Genomic DNA, 14,047 nt, shown 5'->3' with positions numbered 1-14,047 from the left:
AGCTACGCGTAGTCACAGGAGGAATGAAATGGATAGGCTGATATATACCGCGATGTCGGGTGCCAAGCAGATTCTGGAGCAGCAATCGACAACTGCACACAATCTGGCGAACGTCTCGACCACAGGTTTCCGCGCGCAGATGGATACCTTCCGCGCCGTACCGGTTGTCAGCAATGGCTTGCCGACACGTACCTTCGTGGTTGATTCGACGATAGGCACGGACTTCCGTGCCGGGCCGATACAGCAAACCGGGCGTACGCTGGATCTGGCGGTACAGGGCCCAGGCTGGCTGGCGGTGGAACGCGCCGATGGCACCGAGGGTTATACCCGCAGCGGTAGTCTGAAGATCAATGAAAACGGCGTGTTGCAAACCGAAGGTGGTTTGAATGTGCTGGCCGACGGCGGTCCGATCACGATACCGCCCAACGTCAAGATTTCCTTTGCCAAGGATGGCACGATTTCTTCTGTGGATTCCGGCAACATCCCGGGTGCGACGATTGAAATTGCCCGCCTGAAGCTGGTGAACCCTGATGTCGGCAATCTGGAGCGGAGCAGTGATGGCATTTTTGTCACCAAAGACAGATTGCCGGCGGATGTCGACGCCAATGTGGGTGTGATCAGCGGTGCGATTGAAGGCAGCAACGTCAATGTGGTCGATGCGATGGTCAATATGATCAGCCTGGCGCGCCAGTTTGAATTAAACATGAAGATGCTGAAGGATGCCGATAGCAATGCTGCTAAAGCCGATCAGTTCCTCGCTTTGAGTTAATGCCGCTACAGGCAAAATGATGTTGGCTGCAAGTGGTGATTAATGCCAGACGCCAGTCGAAATATTGGAGAAAAGAATGATACGTTCACTATGGATTGCTAAAACAGGTCTGGATGCGCAACAAACGCAGATGGACGTCATTTCCAATAACTTGGCCAACGTCAGTACCAGCGGCTTCAAGCGTTCGCGCGCAGTATTCGAAGATTTGCTGTATCAAAACATCCGCCAGCCGGGTGCAGCCTCATCGCAGCAAACACAATTGCCGTCAGGCCTGCAAATCGGTACCGGTGTACGCCCGGTTGCAACCGAACGTATCCATACCCAAGGCAACCTGCAACTGACCAGCAATAGCAAGGACATGGCTATCCTCGGTGACGGCTTCTTCCAGGTGCTGATGCCGGACGGGACTACCGCTTACACCCGTGATGGCTCGTTCCAGACCGATAACCAGGGCCAGATGGTGACATCCAGCGGTTTCCCTATCCAGCCTGCGATCGTGATCCCGGCCAATGCGACGGCGATCTCGATCAGCCGTGACGGTATCGTCAGCGTGACGGTGCCGGGTACTACCGCACAAACCGAAGTCGGTGCCTTGCAGGTAGCGACCTTCATCAACCCGGCCGGCCTCGAAAGCAAGGGCGAGAACCTGTACGTGGAAACCACCGCTTCAGGTAATCCGACCACCAATAACCCGGGCACCAATGGTGCCGGTTATGTACAACAGAATTATGTTGAAACCTCGAACGTGAACGTGGTCGAAGAGATGGTCAATATGATCCAGACGCAACGTGCATACGAAATCAACAGCAAGGCCATTAGTACGTCAGATCAAATGCTGCAACGTTTGACACAGTTGTAAGCGTAGGAGACAGGCAATGAAATTCAAATTATCAGCATTAATGATGTTTGCTGCCTTGCTGGCAGGTTGCGGCGGCATGCCGGAAACCGTAATACAGACACCATTGACTGCCCGACCACAGGCGGCGAGTGCGGTAACGCCGCCTATGAATGGCGCGATTTTTCAAACCGCTTCATATCGTCCGATGTTTGAAGACAGGCGCGCACGCCTGATAGGCGACACCATCACCATTACCATCAATGAACGCAGTTCGGCCGGCAAACAGGCGGGCAGCTCGGGTAGCAAGACAGGTTCGGTGGTCGCGGCAGCACCAAATATTTTTGGCATATTCGGAAATGCCACGGACAGATTCAGTGCAAGTGCTTCAAGTGCTTCCAAGTATGAAGACAAGGGTGTCATTACTTCGGGTAATAATTTCGTCAGTACGTTGACAGTCACCGTGATCGATGTCTTGTCCAACGGTAACCTGATCGTCGCCGGTGAAAAGCAAGTCGCACTTGATAAAGGCGGTGAATTCATACGTTTCTCTGGTGTCGTCGATCCGGCCACAGTTGAGAAGGGTAATATCGTTTCGTCGACCCGCGTCGCAGATGCGCGGATTGAATACCGTACCAACGCTCGTATAGATACTGCCGAAGTGATGTCGATGCTGGCACGTTTCTTCCTGAGCGTCATGCCTCTTTAATGCCGGGGCAGATAGGATTTACCATGCATACCTTAGCTCTACCGACTTTGAAAAAATCACTGCAAGTTATTGCTTGCTCAGTTTGCCTGTTGTTGCCATTCGCGGCGCACTCCGAGCGTTTGAAAGACCTGGCCAGCGTGCAAGGCGTCCGGCAAAACCAATTGATCGGTTACGGCCTGGTCGTCGGTCTCGATGGCAGTGGCGATCAAACCACACAGACACCATTCACCATCCAAAGTATCGTCAGCATGATGCAGCAAATGGGTGTCAACCTGCCGCAAGGCGTGAACATGCAATTGAAGAACGTCGCCGCTGTGATGGTGACGACTTCATTGCCTGCATTTGCGCAACCGGGGCAAACGCTGGATATCACTGTTTCCTCGATGGGTAATGCAAAGAGCCTGCGTGGCGGCACTTTGCTGATGACGCCATTGAAAGGTGCGGACGGACAGATTTACGGTATGGCGCAGGGTAACGTCGTGGTCGGGGGTGTCGGTGCTGCCGCCAATGGCAGCAAGGCACAGATCAATCACCTGGGTGTGGGACGTATCTCGGCCGGTGCGACAGTGGAACGTGCGGTACCTAGCAGCCTGGGACAGGGCGACCAGATCGTACTGGAACTGAAGGATAGTGATTTCTCTACCGCCAGTCGTGTCGTCGATGCAGTGAACAAACGTTTTGGTCCGGACACCGCAGCAGCACAGGATGGTCGTGTCATCCGCGTCCGTGCTCCGATTAGCAATGATGAACGCGTGAGCTTCCTCGGAGCGCTGGAAAGCATTAATGTCACACCGGCCCAAGTCAGCGCCAAGGTGATCCTGAATGCCCGTACCGGTTCGGTCGTGATGAACCAGGCAGTGACGCTGGATACCTGTGCGGTATCGCATGGCAATTTGTCGGTGGTGATTAATACACAACCGGTGATCAGCCAGCCGGCACCGTTCTCCGGTGGCCAGACCGTGGTGGCGCAACAGTCGCAAATTGAAATCAATAAAGATCCGGGCAAGGTCATCTTGCTGAAAAACTCCGCTTCATTGGCTGACGTAGTCAAAGCCCTCAATTCGATCGGTGCGACGCCGCAAGATTTGCTGGCCATCCTGCAAGCAATGAAGGCGTCGGGTTCCTTGCGCGCAGAATTGGAAATTATCTAAGCTGAATATGATTACGCCTGCAGACAATTCGAACAGCAGCCTGGCGATTGATGCCAAAGGCCTTGAATCGCTCAAACAATCTGCGCGGCAAAATTCGCCTGATTCACTCAAGGCGGCAGCCAAGCAATTCGAAGCACTCTTCATGAATATGATCATGAAGAGCATGCGCGAGGCCTCGCCACAGGATGGCATCCTCGACAACCAGCAGACCAAGATGTACACCTCGATGCTGGATCAGCAGCTGAGCCAGAATATGGCGAGCCGCGGCGTCGGCCTGGCCGATGTATTGATACGCCAACTGTCCAGTAACCAGATGGCGACGGCAGTGACGCCGGATGGTGCCGATGCAGGCAAGGAATTGTCGGATACCTCGAATCTGCGCGCTGAAATCCTGCGCAATATGGCTGAACGTAATGCACTGGCACACCAGCGCTCTAATGCGGCCCATGCGGCGCAGGCCGGCGGTTCTGCAGCAGTCGCATCGGCTACCAGCAAACCGGCGCATGTACAGGCCTTCCAGGACAAGGTAGCCGCACATGCGGAAGAGGCGAGCCGTACCACCGGCATCCCCGCCAAGTTCATGATGGGCCAGGCGGCATTGGAAAGCGGCTGGGGCAAGCGCGTCATGCGGACGGCCGACGGTAGCAGCAGTAATAATCTGTTCGGCATCAAGGCCGGCCCGGGCTGGAAGGGTAAAACCGTGGATGCGGTGACTACCGAATACGTTGATGGCGTCGCGCAAAAACGGGTGGAGAAATTCCGCGCTTACGATAGTTATGCCGACTCTTTCCGTGATTACGCGCAATTGATGCGCAACAATCCGCGTTACGAAAAAGTGCTGGCCAACGCCAGCGATGCCAAAGGTTTTGCCCAGGGCTTGCAGCGCGCCGGGTATGCAACTGATCCGAATTACGCCACCAAGCTGACCAATATCATCAATCGCAACTTGTCGGCCTGATCACGCCTGGTTTTATGGAAAGCACAAGAATTTTGTGTTTTCGGCATGACCGGCGGCTCAAGTTTTTCATCGATGTGCCGTACACACGAACATAGAGTCAGAAAATAAATTATGTCCAACTTACTCAGCATTGCCAAATCAGGACTCGCCGCAGCGCAGGCAGGTGTCGCCACGACCGGACACAATATTGCCAATGAAAAGACGCCAGGCTACAGCCGTCAGCTGGTAATCCAGTCCTCGCTGGGCGGACAAAATCTGACCGGCGGTGGCTACATCGGTAACGGTACCAATGTAGACAGCGTCAAACGTATTTTTAATGACTTCCTTGCCGCGCAAGTGGTCGCTGCACAGTCCAGTACCAGCCAGCTCGATACCTATTACGCGCAGATGAATAAGGTCAACAATATGTTGGCCGATTCTTCTGTTGGCCTGGCACCGGTTATCCAGAGTTTCTTTAAAGGTATCCAGGACCTGGTGAGTAATCCGGGCAGTGCTTCGTCGCGCCAGGCCATGTTATCCGGTGCAGAAGCCCTGGTTTCGCGTTTCCAGAGCATGGATGGGCAATTAAGCAGCATGCGGGCAGGTGTCAACAACGAAATAACCGGCGCGGTCACCAATATCAATGCCTATGCCAAGCAAATCGCACAGCTCAACGATGCGATCGCCAAGGCGCAAAACAGCGGTGGACAACCGCCAAATGACTTGCTCGATCAGCGCGACCTGCTGGTGGCGGAGCTGGCCAAGCAAACCAAGGTTTCCATCGTTCAGCAAGCCGGTGACTACAACGTGTTTATCGGTAATGGACAGCCACTGGTGGTCGGTAACAGCAATTATGATTTGGTCACAGTTACGTCGCCTACTGATCCGGGACGTCTCGAAGTCGGCTATGTATCCAACGGTAATACCTACACCATTCCGGAAAATTCGCTGACCGGCGGCAACCTGGGTGGTTTGTTTGAGTATCGCAGCCAGTCGCTGGATCCGATACAGAATGCGCTGGGACGTATTGCACTTGGCCTGGCCGCTACCTTCAATGCCCAACACAAGCTGGGACAGGATCAGAATGGCAATCTCGGCGGTGATTTCTTTAGCCTTGCTTCGCCTGCGGTGACCGGCAGCACCAAAAATACCGGCAATGCCCAGATCGGTGCCAGCATCAGTAATGTCGATGCCCTGACCACCAGCGATTACCGCCTGTCATACGACGGCACCAATTACAAGGTGACGCGTTTGTCGGACAATGCATCGATGTATTCCGGTGCAGCTTTCCCGACCGGTACGATCGATGGTGTGGATTTCAGTGCCACCTCGGGCGCCATGGCTTCAGGTGATGAGTTCCTCATCCGGCCGACTGTCAATGGCGCATCCGGTCTGAATGTATTGATCAAGGATGTGAAAGAGATCGCCGCGGCCACGCCTATCCGTACCGGTGCACCGAGCACGAATACCGGTACTGGTGCGATCAGTGCGGGCAACATCACTTCCGCTTTTAATGGTTCGGCAGTGACGACGCCTGTCACGCTGACCTACGATTCGGCAGCCAATACGCTGACCGGTTTCCCGGCCGGCATGCCGGTGACAGTCACCACCAATGGCGTACCGACGACATTCCCGGCCGGTACACCGGTTACCTATACCGCAGGCTCTGTGATCAGCTTCGGCGGTGCCGAAATCAAGATCAGCGGTGCGCCGGCGAATGGCGACAAATTTACCATTAGTGCCAATACGAATGGCGACGGCGACAATCGCAATATGCTGGCGCTGGGCGAACTGCAGACCAAGAACGTACTGCAAGGCGGTACCGCCAGCTATAACAGCGCATACAGCCAGCTGGTCAGCCTGGTCGGTAATAAAACACGCGAACTACAAACCAATAGTGCGTCCGAAGGCGCACTGTTGAAACAGATGCAAACCGCGCAACAATCCGAATCAGGTGTCAATCTTGATGAGGAAGCAACCAATCTGTTGCGCTATCAACAGGCTTACCAGGCATCCGGCAAGGTGATGCAGGCCGTCAGCGATATGTTCGATGTGTTGATTTCTTTAGGTCGATAAGGATTACTGATCATGCGTATTAGCACGAATACGATATTTGAAATGGGCTCGGGCAAGATCGGCGATATGACCCTTGCCATGTTCAAAACCCAGCAACAAATTGCAACGGGACTTCGTATTTTGTCGCCGGCCGATGATCCGGTTGCTGCGGCTGCCGCTCTGGGCGTGGACCAGGCGATCTCGATCAATAACCAGTTTGCCACCAATCGTGCGAATGCGAAAAGTGCCTTATCGGAAGAAGAGAGCGTACTGCAAAGCGTGACGACATTGCTGCAGTCGATCAAGACTTCGGTGGTGGGGGCCGGTAATGCTTCCATGGATGATTCGCAGCGTCAGGCATACGTGACACAATTGCGGAACAATTTCGAAGAATTGCTGGGTCTGGCGAATACACGCGGTGCCAACGGCGATTATCTGTTTGCCGGATACCAGGTAGGGTCCAAACCGTTTACGGAATCGGCCGGCGGTGCGGTCTACAACGGCGACCAGGGACAGCGCATGTTACAAGTCGGCGCTGCCCGTCAACTGTCATCCAGCGATTCCGGTTCCTCCATCTTTGAAGGTGGCATGACAGGTAACGGTCGCTTCCAGACTTCGGCAGGCAACGCCAATACCGGTAGCGGCCTCATCAGTACCGGTTCGGTCACAGACGTGTCGCAACTGACCGGCGCCAAATACGATATTACCTTCAGCATTGATGCTGCCGGTGCAACGACTTACCTGGTCACGCAAACGCCACCACCGGCAACTCCGGCGACGCCGCAGCCTTACGTCAGCGGCCAGGCAATTACCTTTGATGGCATGACCTTTGATGTCAAAGGCGTACCTGCGAATGGTGATACCTTTAGCATCGAGCCGAGTACGAACCAGAGTATCTTCACTACGATCACGGATTTGCTGAATGTCCTCTCGACATCCACTACGGGTGACGGCGGCAAGACACGCTTGACGAATGGCCTCAATACCGCAAACAATAATATTGATAATGCGCTGGCGAATATTTCCAAAGTACGGACCACGGTAGGTACACGTTTGCAGGAAATTGAAAACCTCGACAACGTTGGTTCGAGCCTGACCTTGCAATACACCGCTACCCTGAAGCAGTTGCAAGAAATCGATCCGGTTGAAGCGTACTCACGCTTTACGCAGCAACAGTTTGCCCTGGATGCGGCGCAAAAAACCTTTATCAAGATCGCCGGCTTGTCGCTCTTCAATATGCTGAGCTGATCCGGCCTGACCTAATAAAAAGGCTTGCCCTGATCGGCAAGCCTTTTTTTGTTTGCGGCAAGATTCGTATGTCGAATCCTAGTTAAGCGGCGTCATTGCCATCGTAATGCGGCCCATTGCAACGATGCCTTCCTGGATCAGGTTGATGATCGGATTCATCAGGTAAGGCAATACTATGCCTATCATGATGAAGCCGACACCGATCGTAATCGGGAAGCCGATACCGAAGATGTTCAGTTGTGGCGCGGCACGGGTCAGGATGCCGAGTGCGATATTGGTAATCAGCAAAGCGGCAACGACAGGCAGGGACAGCTGTACGCCGGCACTGAAAATACGGCCACCCCATTTCACGACTTCCAGCATGCCGCCGGCCGAGAGAAAGCTGCTGCTGATCGGGAGCATTTCAAAGGTTTGCGCCAGCGTCGATAACACCACCAGGTGCAGATTGGTGGCAAGGTATATCGTCAGCGTCAGCAAGGCCAGAAATTGGCTGATGGCGGATGACCGTGCACGCGTTTGCGGATCGAAGAAGCTGGCAAAGCCCAGTCCCATCGTCATGCCGATAATTTCACCGGCCATTTCGACGCCGGCAAAGGTGATGCGCATTGCAAAGCCTATCGATAGCCCGATAATCAGTTGTTGCGCCAGGATCAGCAAGCCTTGCAGTGACATCGGATCCAGTGCGGGCATCGCGGGGACGGTCGGTGCGATGATCATCGCAAGCATGATGCCGAGCCCGATTTTGACGCGTGCCGGTACGCTGACATTGCCAAACAGCGGGGCGACCGAGATCATGCCGATGATGCGCGTGAGCGGCCACAGGAAGGCGGCAATCCAGGTGTTGAGTTCGGCGCTGGTAAGAGAAATCATGCGATGGTGCCGGATGCGGCGACAGCAGTGCCTGGATACGGCACTAGCTGACGTAGAGCGGGATGTTGGTAAACATCTCGCGCATGTAATCGAGTAATACTGTCAGCATCCACGGGCCGGCGACTACGAGGGCAACAAAAATGCCGATCAGCTTGGGGATGAAGGAGAGGGTGGTTTCATTGATCTGGGTCGCAGCCTGGAAAATACTGACAATCAAACCGATACCCAAAGCGACCAGCAACATCGGCGCCGCCACCATCAAGGTAACTTCAATCGCGTGACGGCCCATGGTCATGACGGTTTCTGGTGTCATAGCGTCCTCAGTAGAAACTTTGTGCGAGCGAGCCGATCAGCAATTGCCAGCCATCGACCAGAACGAAGAGCATCAGCTTGAAGGGTAGCGCCACAATCGCCGGCGATACCATCATCATACCCATCGACATCAGCACACTGGCGACCACCATATCGATGATCAGGAAGGGGATGAAGATCGCAAAGCTGATCTGGAAGGCCGTCTTCAACTCACTGGTGATAAATGCAGGTACCAATATACGTAATGGGATGTCTTCCGGTCCTTGTAACTCCGGTCCCTTCGACAGCTTGACGTAGAGTGCGAGGTCAGATTCACGCGTTTGCTTGATCATGAATGTTTTCAGGGGCGTGACTGCCTTGTCCAGCGCTTCCTGCATCTGTATCTTGTTTTGTGAAAAAGGCTGGTAAGCATCGACATAGATTTTGTCGAGTACCGGACTCATGACGAACAGGGTCAGGAACAGGGACAGGCCGATGATGACCTGGTTTGGTGGCGAGCTTTGCGTACCCAGTGCCTGGCGCAGCAGCGACAGTACGATGATGATACGGGTGAAGCTGGTCATCATCAGCAAGATGGCCGGCAGGAAGGACAGGCCGGTCAGCAGCAGCAGCGTTTGCAGGCTGAGCGAATAGGTTTGGCCGCCGCCCGGTGCCGGCGAACTGGTGAATGCAGGCAGGCCGGCTTGTTGCGCCATCGCGGCAACCGGCAGGATCAGGAGCAGCAGCGGCAATGCACGGCGCAGCAGTGGGGAAATATTATTGGCCATTGCGTTTTTCAATTGTTTGCGCGAGCCAGGTCGAGAAGTTGCCGGAAGACGGCGCTTCAGGTGTCAGCGTGGTTTCCTGTTTTTGCATGGTGGCGAGCGAATTGACGCGTCCGGGTGCCACGCCGACGACTATCCATTGATCGGCGATTTCAACCACGACCACACGTTCACGGCTGCCAACACTGACGCCGCCGACGATTTTGATATTGGCATTGCTGATGCCTTTGGCCGTATTGAAACGACGCAGCAGCCAGGCTGCACCGGCCATCAGGGCGAGTACCACGACCAGGCCGAGCAAGACCTGGAACAGATTGCCGGCAGTAGAAGGAACTGCGCTGCCGGGGGTGACGGTGGCAGCGCTTTCAGCGTAGGCACTGCCGGCGCTGAAAGCGACCGTCAGCAGTGCAGAACGCAGTAAGGCAGGGTGAAGACAAATCATCGGTTCAGTTTTCGAATGCGTTCCGCAGGTGTGATGATGTCGGTCAGGCGAATACCGAACTTATCGTTGACGACCACGACTTCGCCTTGTGCGATCAGGCAGCCGTTGACCAATACGTCCATTGGCTCACCGGCCAGGCCGTCGAGCTCGACGACTGAACCTTGCGCCAGTTGCAGCAGGTTTTTGATCGCGATCTTGGTACGGCCGAGTTCTACTGTCAGTTGTACCGGGATATCGAGGATGAAGTCGATGTCGTTGTGCGTACCTGTCTTCAGGTCACCACCGGCAAAATCCTTGAATACGGTAGCAGATGCAGGTTTGGCATCGAGGGCAGCAGCTTCGGTCTGCTCCTGTTCCGCCATCGCTGCACCCCAATCGTCTTCTACTGTGGTTTGCGGTTCGTTTTCATCAGCCATGATCTTCTCCTTGCGTTGTATCGTTTGCGCTGTAGATCAGTTTTTCCACGCGCAATGCGTATTGTCCATTCAGTTTTCCGTACGAGCATTCCATCACTGGCACGCTGTCCACTTCGGCGGTAATCGTATCCGGCACGGCGATAGGGATGATGTCGCCTTTTTGCATATTGAGGATGTCGCCCAAAGTCACCTTGGCCGAACCCATATTCGCCAGGATTTCCACTTCAGCGGTCTGGATTTGTTGTGTCATCAGGCGGATCCAGCGCTTGTCCATTTCCAGCGTTTCACCCTGCATGCTGCTGGTCAGCAAATCGCGGATTGGTTCGATCATCGCGTACGGGGTGCAGAAGTGCATATCGCCGCTGACCGGACCGAGTTCGATGGTGAAGGTAGTGGCCACCACGACTTCGTTCGGCGTCGCGATATTCGCAAACTGGGTATTCATTTCCGAACGGATGTATTCGAATTCAACCGGGTAGACCGGTTCCCATGATTTAGCGTAGGTCTCGAAAATGATGCCGAGTATGCGCTGGATGATGCGTTGTTCGGTTTGGGTAAAGTCGCGTCCTTCAACCCGGGTATGGAAGCGGCCATCGCCGCCGAACAGATTGTCCACCAGCAGGAATACCAGGTTCGGATCGAGCACGATCAGGCCGGTACCGCGCAGCGGCTTCATGTGGATCAGGTTCAGGTTGGTCGGCACCACCAGGTTGCGGATGAATTCGCTGTACTTGGAAACGCGGACCGGACCGATCGATACTTCGGCACTGCGGTGCAGGAAGTTGAAGAGGCCGATGCGCAGCAGGCGCGAAAAACGTTCATTGATAATTTCCAGCGTAGGCATCCGGCCACGGACGATACGTTCCTGGGTCGCCAGATTGTACGGGCGTACGCCCGCTGAGTCTTCCGGCTTGCCGGTCTCATCCTGATCGCCGTTGACGCCCTTGAGCAGCGCATCAACTTCTTCTTGAGAGAGGAAATTATCAGCCATGGTCTTATTGGACGACGAATGAAGTAAATAAAACGTTGGTAATGGTCACGCTAGGGCCTTGTGGCGTAAATGGCTGTTTGAATACAGCAATGATTTCTTCCGATAATTTGTTTTTACCGTCTACGGTCAGGATTTCAGACGCCTTTTTGCCGGATAACAAAAGCAGCAGGCGGCTACGCACATGCGGCATGTATAACTTGATCAAATCCAGTTGCGCCTGATTCGATACTTGCAGCGTGAAACTGGTTTGCAGGAATTGTTCGCCATTCTCAGGTTGCAGGTTGACCGTGAAGGCTTCCATCGGCAAAAACACGGGTGGCTTGCTCAAGTCGACAGCATCCGCCGCCTTCGGTGCATGCGATTCGGCTTTCTGGCCGAGGAAATACCAGGCAGCCGCGCCACCGCCACCACCGAGCACGAGCAAGGCGGCCAGGATGATGATCAATAAGCGGGACTTCTTCGGTTTATCCGCTGCGTCTGCGCCTGCTTTAGCGCCTGCCTTTGCTGCTGTTGCCATCTGTCTTCCTCAAGTACGACATGAGTTTTTTAAAGTCACATGCCATTATTAAAAAAAAACGACACACAGGATGCATTGAAAAGAGAGGGGAACACGACGCATATCGACGTATTCGCTGCTCCGGACCTGGGTCGATTCTTCTGGCCGGCCCCGGCTGGACGCTATGGCGCAGACGGAGCGAGGCTTCAGCCGCTATTAAACCATTATTAATTGCGGCAAACACTGATGACAGACGAAAACTATGCGAATTTTTCCGCTGCCGCTGCTGGCGTTGCAGTTCAGCGACTTGGTTCTGACGGATACGGGAATTTTCTGCAGGCCGGGATGGCAAACGCGGAGCGCGCTTGCCACCTTGTGAAAACGATCAGGCGAAGGTGTCGACCAGCCCATTGCTGCCGGTCGGGACCGGCACATGGCTGACGTGGACTGCCGCATCAGCGATATCCACCTGGTTCGATTGGCGTGCACCGTTGCTTTGGCGCTGTTCACCGAAGCTGCCTTGCTGGTTCGGCGAGCCGGCGCTGACGTTCGATTGCCCCAACTGGATACCTGCATCATTGAGCATCTCACGCAGGCGCGGCATCGCTGCTTCCAGTGCATGGCGGACTTCCGGCTGGTGCGCCGTAAAGTTGGCAGTGGCCTGGTTGTTATTCACATGCAGTGTGACTTGCATAGGTCCGAGGTCGGGCGGATTCAGGGTCAGGGTGGCACTTTGTTGTGCACCTTGCACCATCCACAATACTTTCTGGCCCAGGGCCTGGTCCCAGCCCGGGTTGCCGACTTGTGGCGCGATCTTGTTCGATTGCGGACCTTGTGCCTCACTCAACTGCTGCAAGGCGGCCGCAGTGACGGCTGCCACGGTTTGCGGATTGCTGACGGTCGCCGGCTCGAGGGCTTTGCTGCCTTGTGCGATAGCGGTGGCGAGGTCGATCTCGGTTTTTACCGGTGCAGCGACGGGTGTATTTTTGGCTTCAGCGCCGCCTTTGGTCGCTTTATCCAGTGCGGCGACAAAGTCTGATTTCTTGCCTACGGCTTCTTTTTCACTATCGGCGGCGGCCGTGATCAGGTTGGCACCCAGCTTGGTATCGACCGCCGGGTCCAGTTCGCCTTCAACCTTGATTGCGACGCCCAGTTCGGCGTCAGCGCTGGCTGCCGGGGCCGGTGTCGCTACCACCGCAGTATTGGCCTGGGTCAGGGCGGCGACAAAGGCCAGCAGTTCTGCAGAAACGGTAACCGGTTCGGCGTCACTTTCCTCGGTTTTTGCCTCGGGTGTCGCGACTTTACCTTCTTCTGCGGGCTTGGCCACTTCGGCGGCAGGGCCGGTCTCGGTTTTGGTTTTGTCGCCCTGACTGGCAGTATCTTTGCCCGGATTTTTGTTGGCTTCGCTGGTGCTGTTGGCAGTATTGCCACGACCGGACATTTCACGCGACAAAACCTGATTGAACGCACCGGCTTCAGGACTCGGAGAGCTGTCCTGTTTGCTGTTTGGCACCGGTGCCTGCAATACGCTGAGTGGGTTGTTGACTGCTGAAGTGTTCATCGTTATGCGTCCGTCCAAGTCGTTTATCGTTTGTAGAGCAAGGCTCTTGCTGCGTGTTCGTCAGTCTGCTTCTGGTCGCGTTTGTTTTCCTGCAACTGCTTGGCTTTCAATGCGCGATTGGCCAGGGTGCCGTAGGACATGCGTTTACGTTCACTGGCTTGCCAGGCTGAACGTTCGCGTTCCACCCGTGTATGGGCATCGCGTACTACCGATTGCTGACTGCTGATGGCTTGTTCCAGTTTGCCGAGGAATTGCTGGTAATTCTGGTAGCCGAGTGCACTCAGGCCGGTACTCAGGTTTTGCTGGAAACGCGCTGCATAGTCGTCGCGGTATTGCTCCAGCAAAGCCAGTTTCTGCTCGCATTCTTCGGCGGTCTTCATGCATTTTCCAAGACGTTTGGCGGCCTCGTCGGTTTCCTTGGTCGCCAGTTCTATCAGTGTGTCTAATGCAGTAGATGTAGCCATCGTGCTTAATTATATTTTTCGCAGGGC

At 54.8% G+C, this 14,047-nt stretch carries 16 protein-coding genes; 7 read left to right on the top strand and 9 right to left on the bottom strand.

Annotation, left to right across the window (positions count from 1 at the left end):
- The first annotated feature begins 28 nt into the window (after nucleotides 1-28).
- From flgF to flgL, 7 genes are all read left to right on the top strand, one after another.
- The gene (flgF, locus tag ACFQPC_RS06845) at nucleotides 29-769 is read left to right on the top strand and encodes a flagellar basal-body rod protein FlgF (protein WP_382271030.1); all 741 of its coding nucleotides are present in this window, start codon (nucleotides 29-31) and stop codon (nucleotides 767-769) included.
- Nucleotides 770-845: 76 nt separating this feature from the next.
- Nucleotides 846-1,628 (top strand): flagellar basal-body rod protein FlgG, encoded by a 783-nt coding sequence (gene flgG / locus ACFQPC_RS06840; RefSeq protein WP_012079279.1) that lies wholly within the window; start codon nucleotides 846-848, stop codon nucleotides 1,626-1,628.
- A 16-nt stretch (nucleotides 1,629-1,644) separates the two neighbouring features.
- Nucleotides 1,645-2,313 carry a flagellar basal body L-ring protein FlgH gene (locus ACFQPC_RS06835; RefSeq protein WP_382271028.1) on the top strand — a complete coding sequence of 223 codons (669 nt, stop codon included), beginning with the start codon at nucleotides 1,645-1,647 and terminating at the stop codon, nucleotides 2,311-2,313.
- A gap of 23 nt (nucleotides 2,314-2,336) precedes the next feature.
- On the top strand, nucleotides 2,337-3,464 hold the full coding sequence (locus ACFQPC_RS06830; RefSeq protein ID WP_382271027.1) for a flagellar basal body P-ring protein FlgI: 1,128 nt from the start codon (nucleotides 2,337-2,339) through the stop codon (nucleotides 3,462-3,464).
- Nucleotides 3,465-3,471: 7 nt separating this feature from the next.
- Nucleotides 3,472-4,422: a flagellar assembly peptidoglycan hydrolase FlgJ gene (gene flgJ, locus ACFQPC_RS06825; RefSeq protein ID WP_382271025.1), complete on the top strand. Its 951-nt coding sequence runs from the start codon at nucleotides 3,472-3,474 to the stop codon at nucleotides 4,420-4,422.
- A gap of 111 nt (nucleotides 4,423-4,533) precedes the next feature.
- Nucleotides 4,534-6,477, top strand: a complete 1,944-nt coding sequence (gene flgK, locus ACFQPC_RS06820) for a flagellar hook-associated protein FlgK (protein ID WP_382271023.1) — start codon at nucleotides 4,534-4,536, stop codon at nucleotides 6,475-6,477.
- 12 nt (nucleotides 6,478-6,489) lie between these two features.
- The gene (flgL, locus tag ACFQPC_RS06815) at nucleotides 6,490-7,704 is read left to right on the top strand and encodes a flagellar hook-associated protein FlgL (RefSeq protein WP_382271020.1); all 1,215 of its coding nucleotides are present in this window, start codon (nucleotides 6,490-6,492) and stop codon (nucleotides 7,702-7,704) included.
- 78 nt (nucleotides 7,705-7,782) lie between these two features.
- Here the strand turns inward: flgL and fliR are convergent, their stop codons facing one another.
- From fliR to fliJ, 9 genes are all read right to left on the bottom strand, one after another.
- Nucleotides 7,783-8,574, bottom strand: coding sequence for a flagellar biosynthetic protein FliR (fliR, locus tag ACFQPC_RS06810; RefSeq protein ID WP_382271018.1), 792 nt, complete (start codon nucleotides 8,572-8,574; stop codon nucleotides 7,783-7,785).
- A 43-nt stretch (nucleotides 8,575-8,617) separates the two neighbouring features.
- Nucleotides 8,618-8,887: a flagellar biosynthesis protein FliQ gene (fliQ, locus tag ACFQPC_RS06805; protein WP_041296451.1), complete on the bottom strand. Its 270-nt coding sequence runs from the start codon at nucleotides 8,885-8,887 to the stop codon at nucleotides 8,618-8,620.
- A gap of 7 nt (nucleotides 8,888-8,894) precedes the next feature.
- Complete coding sequence (gene fliP, locus ACFQPC_RS06800; RefSeq protein WP_382271015.1) at nucleotides 8,895-9,653, bottom strand: flagellar type III secretion system pore protein FliP; 759 nt, start codon at nucleotides 9,651-9,653, stop codon at nucleotides 8,895-8,897.
- Entirely contained in the window at nucleotides 9,643-10,092 is a 450-nt protein-coding gene (gene fliO / locus ACFQPC_RS06795; RefSeq protein WP_382271013.1) for a flagellar biosynthetic protein FliO, read from the bottom strand. The genes fliP and fliO overlap by 11 nt, the downstream gene beginning before the upstream one ends.
- A complete protein-coding gene (fliN, locus tag ACFQPC_RS06790; RefSeq protein ID WP_382271011.1) occupies nucleotides 10,089-10,508 on the bottom strand; it encodes a flagellar motor switch protein FliN in 420 nt (139 codons plus the stop codon). The genes fliO and fliN overlap by 4 nt, the downstream gene beginning before the upstream one ends.
- On the bottom strand, nucleotides 10,501-11,499 hold the full coding sequence (fliM, locus tag ACFQPC_RS06785) for a flagellar motor switch protein FliM (RefSeq protein ID WP_012079290.1): 999 nt from the start codon (nucleotides 11,497-11,499) through the stop codon (nucleotides 10,501-10,503). The genes fliN and fliM overlap by 8 nt, the downstream gene beginning before the upstream one ends.
- Before the next feature lie 4 nt (nucleotides 11,500-11,503).
- Entirely contained in the window at nucleotides 11,504-12,016 is a 513-nt protein-coding gene (gene fliL / locus ACFQPC_RS06780; protein ID WP_382271008.1) for a flagellar basal body-associated protein FliL, read from the bottom strand.
- Between the two features lie 364 nt (nucleotides 12,017-12,380).
- Entirely contained in the window at nucleotides 12,381-13,556 is a 1,176-nt protein-coding gene (locus tag ACFQPC_RS06775; protein ID WP_382271006.1) for a flagellar hook-length control protein FliK, read from the bottom strand.
- Between the two features lie 23 nt (nucleotides 13,557-13,579).
- Nucleotides 13,580-14,020 carry a flagellar export protein FliJ gene (gene fliJ / locus ACFQPC_RS06770; RefSeq protein WP_382271004.1) on the bottom strand — a complete coding sequence of 147 codons (441 nt, stop codon included), beginning with the start codon at nucleotides 14,018-14,020 and terminating at the stop codon, nucleotides 13,580-13,582.
- Nucleotides 14,021-14,047: the final 27 nt, after the last annotated feature.

Source organism: Herminiimonas glaciei, from assembly GCF_042664955.1.
GTDB classification, from domain to species: Bacteria; Pseudomonadota; Gammaproteobacteria; order Burkholderiales; family Burkholderiaceae_D; genus Oxalicibacterium; species Oxalicibacterium glaciei.
The sequence above is the reverse complement of the archived record's forward strand: the minus strand, read 5'-3'. Positions and strand labels throughout refer to the sequence as shown.

What these genes read in the sequence shown, in the direction of transcription:
- ACFQPC_RS06835 (WP_382271028.1), top strand. Translation starts at nt 1,645, where the DNA reads ATGAAATTCAAATTATCAGCATTAATGATGTTTGCTGCCTTGCTGGCA.
- fliM (WP_012079290.1), bottom strand. Translation starts at nt 11,499, where the DNA reads ATGGCTGATAATTTCCTCTCTCAAGAAGAAGTTGATGCGCTGCTCAAG.
- fliJ (WP_382271004.1), bottom strand. Translation starts at nt 14,020, where the DNA reads ATGGCTACATCTACTGCATTAGACACACTGATAGAACTGGCGACCAAG.
- fliR (WP_382271018.1), bottom strand. Translation starts at nt 8,574, where the DNA reads ATGATTTCTCTTACCAGCGCCGAACTCAACACCTGGATTGCCGCCTTC.
- fliQ (WP_041296451.1), bottom strand. Translation starts at nt 8,887, where the DNA reads ATGACACCAGAAACCGTCATGACCATGGGCCGTCACGCGATTGAAGTT.
- fliL (WP_382271008.1), bottom strand. Translation starts at nt 12,016, where the DNA reads ATGGCAACAGCAGCAAAGGCAGGCGCTAAAGCAGGCGCAGACGCAGCG.
- flgF (WP_382271030.1), top strand. Translation starts at nt 29, where the DNA reads ATGGATAGGCTGATATATACCGCGATGTCGGGTGCCAAGCAGATTCTG.
- flgJ (WP_382271025.1), top strand. Translation starts at nt 3,472, where the DNA reads ATGATTACGCCTGCAGACAATTCGAACAGCAGCCTGGCGATTGATGCC.
- fliO (WP_382271013.1), bottom strand. Translation starts at nt 10,092, where the DNA reads ATGATTTGTCTTCACCCTGCCTTACTGCGTTCTGCACTGCTGACGGTC.
- ACFQPC_RS06830 (WP_382271027.1), top strand. Translation starts at nt 2,337, where the DNA reads ATGCATACCTTAGCTCTACCGACTTTGAAAAAATCACTGCAAGTTATT.
- flgL (WP_382271020.1), top strand. Translation starts at nt 6,490, where the DNA reads ATGCGTATTAGCACGAATACGATATTTGAAATGGGCTCGGGCAAGATC.
- fliP (WP_382271015.1), bottom strand. Translation starts at nt 9,653, where the DNA reads ATGGCCAATAATATTTCCCCACTGCTGCGCCGTGCATTGCCGCTGCTG.
- ACFQPC_RS06775 (WP_382271006.1), bottom strand. Translation starts at nt 13,556, where the DNA reads ATGAACACTTCAGCAGTCAACAACCCACTCAGCGTATTGCAGGCACCG.
- flgK (WP_382271023.1), top strand. Translation starts at nt 4,534, where the DNA reads ATGTCCAACTTACTCAGCATTGCCAAATCAGGACTCGCCGCAGCGCAG.
- fliN (WP_382271011.1), bottom strand. Translation starts at nt 10,508, where the DNA reads ATGGCTGATGAAAACGAACCGCAAACCACAGTAGAAGACGATTGGGGT.
- flgG (WP_012079279.1), top strand. Translation starts at nt 846, where the DNA reads ATGATACGTTCACTATGGATTGCTAAAACAGGTCTGGATGCGCAACAA.